The following is a 7,430-nucleotide window of genomic DNA, read 5'->3' on the forward strand; positions in this document are numbered from 1 at the left end:
GCGCAACGGTCCGCCTTTGGCTGTCGGCCATGGCGATGGCGAGATGTTCTTGGGCTCCGACGCCATCGCGCTCGCACCGTTCACCAATTCGATCACCTATCTCGAAGATGGCGACTGGGCGGTGGTGCGCCGCGACGGCGTCACCATCTTCGACATCGACGGCACAAAGGTCGACCGCAAGCGCCAGCAGTCGCTTTCGACCAGCTTCATGGTCGACAAGGGCAATCGGCGCCATTTCATGGAGAAGGAGATCCATGAGCAGCCCGAAGTGATCTCGCATACCTTGGCGAATTATCTCGATTTTGTCGGCGGCGTCTCCAAGCCGCTGGATCTGCCGTTCAATTTCGCAGAGATCAACCGGCTGGCGATTTCCGCCTGCGGTACCGCCTATCTTGCCGGCCTGATCGGCAAATACTGGTTCGAGCGCTACGCGCGCCTGCCCGTCGACATCGATGTCGCCTCCGAATTCCGTTACCGCGAAATGCCATTGTCGAAGAACGACGCGGCGTTCTTCATTTCGCAGTCCGGTGAGACTGCCGACACGCTGGCCTCGCTGCGTTATTGCCGCAAGGCCGGCATGAAGATCGGCGCGATCGTCAATGTGCGCGAATCGACCATGGCGCGCGAATCCGATGTCGTGCTGCCGACGCTCGCCGGGCCGGAGATCGGCGTTGCCTCGACCAAGGCGTTCACCTGCCAGCTTTCGGTGCTGGCATCGCTTGCCGTGCGGGCCGGCGTGGCGCGCGGGACAATCTCGAAAGAACAAGAGAAGACCCTGGTGCGCGCGCTTTCGGAAGCGCCGCGCTATGCCAATCAGGTGCTCAAGCTTGAAGAGCAGATCGAACGGATCGCGCGTGAACTCTCACGCTACAAGGACGTGCTCTATCTCGGCCGCGACACCAACTTTCCGCTGGCCATGGAAGGCGCGCTGAAACTCAAGGAAATCTCCTATATCCACGCCGAGGGCTATGCGGCCGGCGAGCTGAAGCATGGACCGATCGCGCTGATCGATGAGAACATGCCGGTCATCGTCATTGCGCCGCACGACCACATTTTCGAAAAGACCGTTTCGAACATGCAGGAAGTGGCGGCGCGCGGCGGCAAGATCATCCTGATCACCGACAGCAAGGGTGCGGCGCTGACGAGCGTCAAGACGATGGAGACGATCGTGCTGCCGGACGTGCCGGAAATCATCTCGCCGATCATCTACGCGCTGCCGATCCAGATGCTCGCCTATTTCACCGCCGTGTTCATGGGCACCGACGTCGACCAGCCGCGCAATCTGGCGAAATCAGTGACGGTGGAGTAGGCCTCATCCTTTCGTCATCCACGGGCGTAGCGGGAGCGAAGCTCCTGCGCAGACCCGAGGATCCATTCCGTGACGGTATGGCGGATCAAAGCAGTGCAGAACTTGGCGCTACCACCCAGTCCCGCGGAAAAGCTCGAACCACTCCGGATTGGCCTTTTCGATCAATTCAATCTTCCATTGACGCGGCCAACGTTTCAGCGACTTCTCGCGCTTGATTGCATCGCGGATGTCGAAATACTCTTCGTACCAAACCAAGCGTTCTACGCCATACCGCCCCAGTAAAGCGCGAACCCTCACCAGACTTGTGCTCGGGCATTCGGCGGCCGAGATCGTTTGTGACGCCAATATAGATGGTACCGCGTTTCCGGCTCGCAGTTAAATAGACATAGCCCGTCATGAACGAAGTATAGCGACCGAACGATCCGCCGACCATCTTGAGGGGTTGCATTCTTCGGCCGACGTCACGGAATGGATCCTCGGGTCTGCGCCGCGTCGCTTCGCTCCTTGCTCCGCCCGTGGATGACGAAGGGGAGGGATGTTTCGGCTAATCGCGAACGTATGCTGCTTCCGTTTGGATTGTTTCGTTGAAAGTAGCGGCATAATCGGCTCTTTAAAAACTTCGCAGTTCCAAAGCTTCGTCCGGTTCACTAATGTTGCGCTGCAACCCGCGCCTCCGGTGAATCATGTCCGACGCTCCCAAGACTTCCGGCGTGACCCGGCTGAGGAACTACTTCCTCACGGGCTTCATCGTCTGCGCGCCGCTGGCGATCACCGCCTACATCGCCTGGTCATTCATCGGTTGGGTCGATTCCTGGGTGAAACCCTATATTCCGGCCCGCTACAGCCCTGACACCTATTTGTCGTTTCCTGTGCCGGGGTTCGGGCTGATCGTGGCGCTCATCCTGATCACGCTGATCGGCTTTCTGACGGCCAACATCGTCGGCCGCGCCATCGTCAATTTCGGCGAGCGCCTGCTTGGCCGCATGCCGTTGGTGCGCGGCATCTATGGCTCGCTGAAACAGATTTTCGAGACCGTGCTGTCCAACAAGGGCGACATGTTCCGCCAGGTCGGACTGGTCGAATATCCGCGCAAGGGTGTGTGGTCGCTGGTGTTCGTCGCCAGCGAGAAGGAAACCGAGATCAACCAGAAGCTCGACCAGGAAGGCGATCCGCTGATTGCCGTGTTCATGCCGTGCACGCCAAACCCGACCACCGGATTCCTGATGTATGTGCCGAAGTCGGACATCGTGCTGCTCGACATGACGATCGAGGACGGCGCCAAGCTGATTGTGTCGGCCGGGCTGGTGGCGCCCGAGGTCAAGCAAATGGTTGTCGTGAATGGCGAGCCGATCGAAGGGATGCTCGCCAACCCGTCGGTTGCCGCCCTGGCTCAGCCGGCGCGCAGGAGCCGCACGGCCTCGTCGCGACCGAACAAATAAAGCAGCAGGCGCAACGCCTCGCCACGCTGCGATTGCAGCTCCGGGTCGCGCGACAGGATCAGCCTGGCATCGTCGCGGGCGGCCTCCAGAAGGTCGGCATGCGCCTCGATGCGCGCCACCTGGAAACCCGGCGTGCCGGACTGGCGGGTGCCCAGCAATTCGCCTTCGCCGCGCAGCTTCAGGTCTTCCTCGGCGATCAGGAACCCGTCCTCGGTCTCGCGCATTACCGACAGCCGGCGTTTTGCGGTCTCGCCGAGCGGGTCCTTGTAGAGCAGCACGCAGGAGGAGGGCTTGTCGCCACGCCCGACCCGGCCGCGCAGTTGGTGCAGCTGGGCCAGGCCAAAGCGCTCGGCGTGCTCGATGACCATGACGGTGGCGTCCGGCACGTCGACGCCGACCTCGATGACGGTGGTGGCGATCAGGATGTGTGTCTCGCCCTGCTTGAAGGCACGCATCGCCTCGTCCTTCTCGGCACCCTTCATGCGGCCGTGAACGAGCCCGATACGGTCGCCGAACAATGGTTTCAGCGAGGCGAAGCGGTCCTCGGCCGACATCAGCTTGATTTCTTCGGATTCCTCGACCAGCGGACAGATCCAGTAGATCTTCTGGCCGCCGGCGACGGCGTCCACCATGCGGTCGACCAGTTCGTCGAGCCGCTCGAGCGGCAGTGTAACGGTACGGATCGGCTGGCGGCCGGCCGGTTTTTCCGTCAGTTTCGACACGTCCATGTCGCCGAAAGCGGTCAGCACCAGCGTGCGGGGGATGGGAGTGGCCGTCATCACCAGCATGTCCGGCGCGTCGCCCTTGGCGGTGATGGCAAGCCGCTGATGGACGCCGAAACGGTGCTGCTCGTCGATCACGGCGAAGACCAGGTCGTGGAACATGACCGTCTCCTGGAACAGCGCATGGGTGCCGACCACGATGTCGATCTCACCGCTTGCCAGGCCGGCCAGCGTATCCGCGCGTTCGCGGCCCTTTTCGCGGCCGGTGAGGATGGCAATGCGCAGCCCGACCTTGGCGGCAAGCGGCGTGATGGTCGCCAGATGCTGGCGCGCCAGGATTTCGGTCGGTGCCATCAAAGCTGCTTGGCCGCCGGCCTCGACGGCGCGTGCCATGGCCAACAGCGCGACGACCGTCTTGCCGGAGCCGACATCGCCCTGCAGAAGCCGCAGCATGCGCTCGGGATCAGCGAGGTCGGCATTGATTTCGGCCAGCGCAAACTCCTGGCTCGATGTCAGCGAATAGGGCAGTGCAGTCCGCAGTTTTTCGACGATGCGGCCGTCGCCGACCAGGGGACGCCCGGACAGCCTGCGGACTTTTGCCCGCACCAGCGCCAGCGAGACCTGGCCCGCCAGCAACTCGTCATAGGCGAGCCGCCGCCAGGCGGCGCCGTCGATGGAGACGTCGATCGGGTCGGCCGGATTGTGGATGCGGGCGAGCGCATCGGCAAAGGCCGCAAAGGTGTGCCGGCGCATGAAGGCGCCGTCCTGCCATTCGGGAAATTCAGGCACACGCGCCAGCGCCTGGCCGATCGCCCGGCGCAGCACCTTGCCCGAGAGCCCGGCTGTCAGGGGATAGACCGGTTCGACCAGCGGCAGGTTTTCCGCCTCGCTGGCCAGCGCAATATGGTCGGGGTGGACCATGCTCGGGCGGCCATTGAACCATTCCATGCGGCCCGAGACCACGACATGCTCGCCCTCGGGCATCGCCTTTTCGAGATAGGAAGCGTGAGCATGGAAGAAGGTCAGCGCGATCTCGCCGGTGTCGTCATGGGCGAAGACGCGGTAAGGCACCGACCTGTTGCCGCGCGGCGGCGGCTGGTGGCGGTCGATGCGCACCTCCAGCGTCACGATCTGGCCTTCCGCGGATCCTGCGATGCCCGGCCGGCTGCGGCGGTCGATGACGGTGTGCGGCAGCACGAACAGAAGGTCGCCCGCGCGGGCGGGGCGGTCACCCAGATCGGCCGGGACAACCTTCTCGATCAGCGCGCCGACTTTCGGTCCGACGCCTGCAAGCGACGTGATCGGTACAAACAAGGGATCGAGGATGGTCGGGCGCATGATGTCAGCTTATGTTGCGATGGCGGCAGCGCAAGGCTGACAGCCCCTTCTATCCACGCTATATGCGCCGCAGCAAGCAAGGATGCGGCACGATGACCGGAACGACGAGATCAAGCGAGGGGCTCGACGTCCGCCGCCGCAAGCTTCTGTTTCGCTCCTGGCATCGCGGCATGCGCGAGATGGACCTGATCCTCGGCACTTTCGCCGACGCTGAGATCGGCGCCTTGACGGCCGAGGAAATCGACCAATATGAGAGGCTCCTCGACGTTCCCGATACCGAATTCCTGCCCATGGTCACCGGCGAACGCCCGGTGCCGGCCGATATCGATTGTGCCGTCCTGCAAAAGATCCTGGCTTTCCGCCATTCTCTGACATTCTGAACACAAGCAATTCCAGGAAAAGTGCAAAGCGCTTCCCCTAGTGAATTGCGATAAAACAAGACCGTGATTTCATGAGCCTCATTCCCACCATCGGTTTGCCGAAAGACCGCGCCGGCCAGTTCATCGTCGACGGCGTCGCTGATGGCTATGAAGCCTTTGCGCTGGTGCAGGCGGCACTCGAGATCGCGCCCGACAAGCCGGTTCTGTTCGTCGCGCGCGACGGTCAGCGCCTGCCGGCGATCGTTGAGGCGCTGTCTTTCGCTGCCCCCGGCCTGCCGGTGCTGCAACTACCGGCGTGGGATTGTCTGCCCTACGACCGCGTCTCGCCCGGTTCGGATGCTGCCGCCAAGCGCCTCGATGCGCTGACCGCCATGATCGCGCTGGCGAAGAAGCCGCACCGCGCCGTCATCCTCACCACCGCCAATGCTCTGCTGCAGCGCATTCCGCCGGCGGATCTCGTCGAGGCACAGACGTTCCACGCCAGGCCCGGCAACCAGATCGACATGAACGTACTGGTGTCGCGGCTGGAAACGTCCGGTTTTGAGCGCGTGCCGACCGTGCGTGGCATCGGCGAGTTCGCGGTGCGCGGCGGCATTCTCGACCTGTTCGCGCCCGGCTGGACCGAAGCACTCAGGCTCGACTTCTTCGGCGATACGCTGGAATCGATCCGTGTGTTCGACGCCGCCACGCAGCGCACCACCGGTCAGCGCAAGTCGATGGCTCTGCAGGCGATGAGCGAAGTGGCGCTGACGCCCGAAACCATCAGCCGTTTCCGCCGCTCCTATATCGAAGCCTTTGGCGCTCCACAGCGCGATGACGGGCTCTATGCAGCAGTCAGCGAAGGCAGGCGGTTTGCCGGCATGGAACACTGGCTGCCGTTTTTCTATGAGCGGCTGGAGACAGTGTTCGATTATCTGCCTGACACGCCTGTCATCTTCGACCATCTGGCGCATGAGGCGCTGGCCGAGCGCCACACGCTGATCCTCGACCATTACGAGGCGCGCAGGAAGCAGGCGGACGGTGCCTTGAAGGACGCCGTGCCTTACAAGCCGGTCGCACCGGACCTGCTCTATCTCTCGCCGGACAACCTGATTGCTTCGCTCGGACCGCGTGAAGCGATCGACTTCACGCCATTCGACGCGCCCGACGTTGGCGCCAAGAAGGTCTATAACGCCGGCTCACGCCACGGCCGCAGCTTCGTCGAGGAGCGCGCCGATCCGAACGCCAACGTGTTCGATGTCGTCGTCAAACACATCGCCGATGAGCGCGCGGCGCGCCGCCGCGTCGTCATCGCCGGCTGGACCGAAGGCTCGCTCGACCGGCTTGGCCAGATCCTTGCCGAACACCATCTCGGCAACCTCAAGCAGGTGGCGACGCTGGCGGAAGCCGAAAAGCTCGAACCGGGTCAGGCGGCCCTGGCCGTGCTGCCGCTCGAATCCGGCTTCGAAACCGAACAACTGGTCGTCGTCGCCGAACAGGACATTTTGGGTGACCGGCTGATCCGGCGTTCGAAACGCAAGAAGCGTCCCTCGGATTTCATTGCCGAGGCCTCGGCGCTGTCGGCCGGCGACATTGTCGTCCACGCCGATCATGGCATCGGCCGTTTCATCGGCCTGCGCACCATCGAAGCGGTCGGCGCACCGCATGACTGCCTTGAAATCCACTATGCCGGTGACGACCGGCTGTTCCTGCCGGTGGAAAACATCGAGCTTCTGTCGCGCTACGGTTCTGACACAGCCGAGGCGACGCTGGACAAGCTTGGCGGCGGCGCTTGGCAGTCGCGCAAGGCGCGACTGAAGAAGCGCCTGCTCGACATGGCCGGGCAGCTGATCCGCATCGCCGCCGAACGGCAGATGCGCTCCGCACCGCCACTGGTGCCGGCAGAAGGCCTCTATGGCGAGTTCGCGGCCCGCTTCCCCTATGAAGAGACCGACGACCAGCAGACAGCAATCGACTCGGTGCGCGATGATCTGGCCGCCGGCAAGCCGATGGACCGGCTGATCTGCGGCGATGTCGGCTTCGGCAAGACCGAAGTGGCGCTGCGCGCTGCCTTCATCGCGGCGATGGAAGGCTTTCAGGTGGCGGTCGTGGTGCCGACGACATTGTTGTCGCGCCAACATTTCAAGACGTTTTCGCAACGGTTTTCCGGCCTGCCGATCCGCGTCGGCCAGGCCTCGCGGCTGGTCGGCGCCAGGGAACTGGCCGAGACCAAGAAAGGCATCGCCGAGGGCCAGGTCGACAT

The 7,430-nt window shown here is 63.3% G+C and carries 5 protein-coding genes and 1 pseudogene; 4 read left to right on the plus strand and 2 right to left on the minus strand.

Features of this window, described 5'->3' with window-relative positions:
• Positions 1-1,309, plus strand: a 1,309-nt coding sequence (glmS, locus tag EOD15_RS24280; RefSeq protein ID WP_127408902.1) for a glutamine--fructose-6-phosphate transaminase (isomerizing), incomplete at its 5' end; no start/stop codon positions are given.
• Positions 1,310-1,417: 108 nt separating this feature from the next.
• On the opposite strand, the pseudogene EOD15_RS24285 reads toward glmS, so the two are convergent.
• Positions 1,418-1,706, minus strand: a pseudogene (locus EOD15_RS24285) (GIY-YIG nuclease family protein).
• A gap of 286 nt (positions 1,707-1,992) precedes the next feature.
• Between EOD15_RS24285 and EOD15_RS24290 the strand changes: the two are divergent.
• Positions 1,993-2,748 (plus strand): DUF502 domain-containing protein, encoded by a 756-nt coding sequence (locus EOD15_RS24290; RefSeq protein WP_027036784.1) that lies wholly within the window; start codon positions 1,993-1,995, stop codon positions 2,746-2,748.
• Here the strand turns inward: EOD15_RS24290 and recG are convergent.
• The gene (gene recG / locus EOD15_RS24295; RefSeq protein WP_127321996.1) at positions 2,700-4,808 is read right to left on the minus strand and encodes an ATP-dependent DNA helicase RecG; all 2,109 of its coding nucleotides are present in this window, start codon (positions 4,806-4,808) and stop codon (positions 2,700-2,702) included. The genes EOD15_RS24290 and recG overlap by 49 nt on opposite strands.
• Before the next feature lie 92 nt (positions 4,809-4,900).
• Here recG and EOD15_RS24300 point away from each other — a divergent pair, with 92 nt between their 5' ends.
• The gene (locus EOD15_RS24300) at positions 4,901-5,188 is read left to right on the plus strand and encodes a succinate dehydrogenase assembly factor 2 (protein ID WP_127321997.1); all 288 of its coding nucleotides are present in this window, start codon (positions 4,901-4,903) and stop codon (positions 5,186-5,188) included.
• A 71-nt stretch (positions 5,189-5,259) separates the two neighbouring features.
• A partial coding sequence (locus EOD15_RS24305) for a CarD family transcriptional regulator (protein WP_127408903.1) occupies positions 5,260-7,430 on the plus strand: 2,171 nt, incomplete at its 3' end.

The organism is Mesorhizobium sp. M7A.T.Ca.US.000.02.2.1, assembly GCF_003996995.1.
Classification (GTDB): domain Bacteria; phylum Pseudomonadota; class Alphaproteobacteria; order Rhizobiales; family Rhizobiaceae; genus Mesorhizobium.

What these genes read in the sequence shown, in the direction of transcription:
- recG (WP_127321996.1), bottom strand. Translation starts at nt 4,808, where the DNA reads ATGCGCCCGACCATCCTCGATCCCTTGTTTGTACCGATCACGTCGCTT.
- EOD15_RS24290 (WP_027036784.1), top strand. Translation starts at nt 1,993, where the DNA reads ATGTCCGACGCTCCCAAGACTTCCGGCGTGACCCGGCTGAGGAACTAC.
- EOD15_RS24300 (WP_127321997.1), top strand. Translation starts at nt 4,901, where the DNA reads ATGACCGGAACGACGAGATCAAGCGAGGGGCTCGACGTCCGCCGCCGC.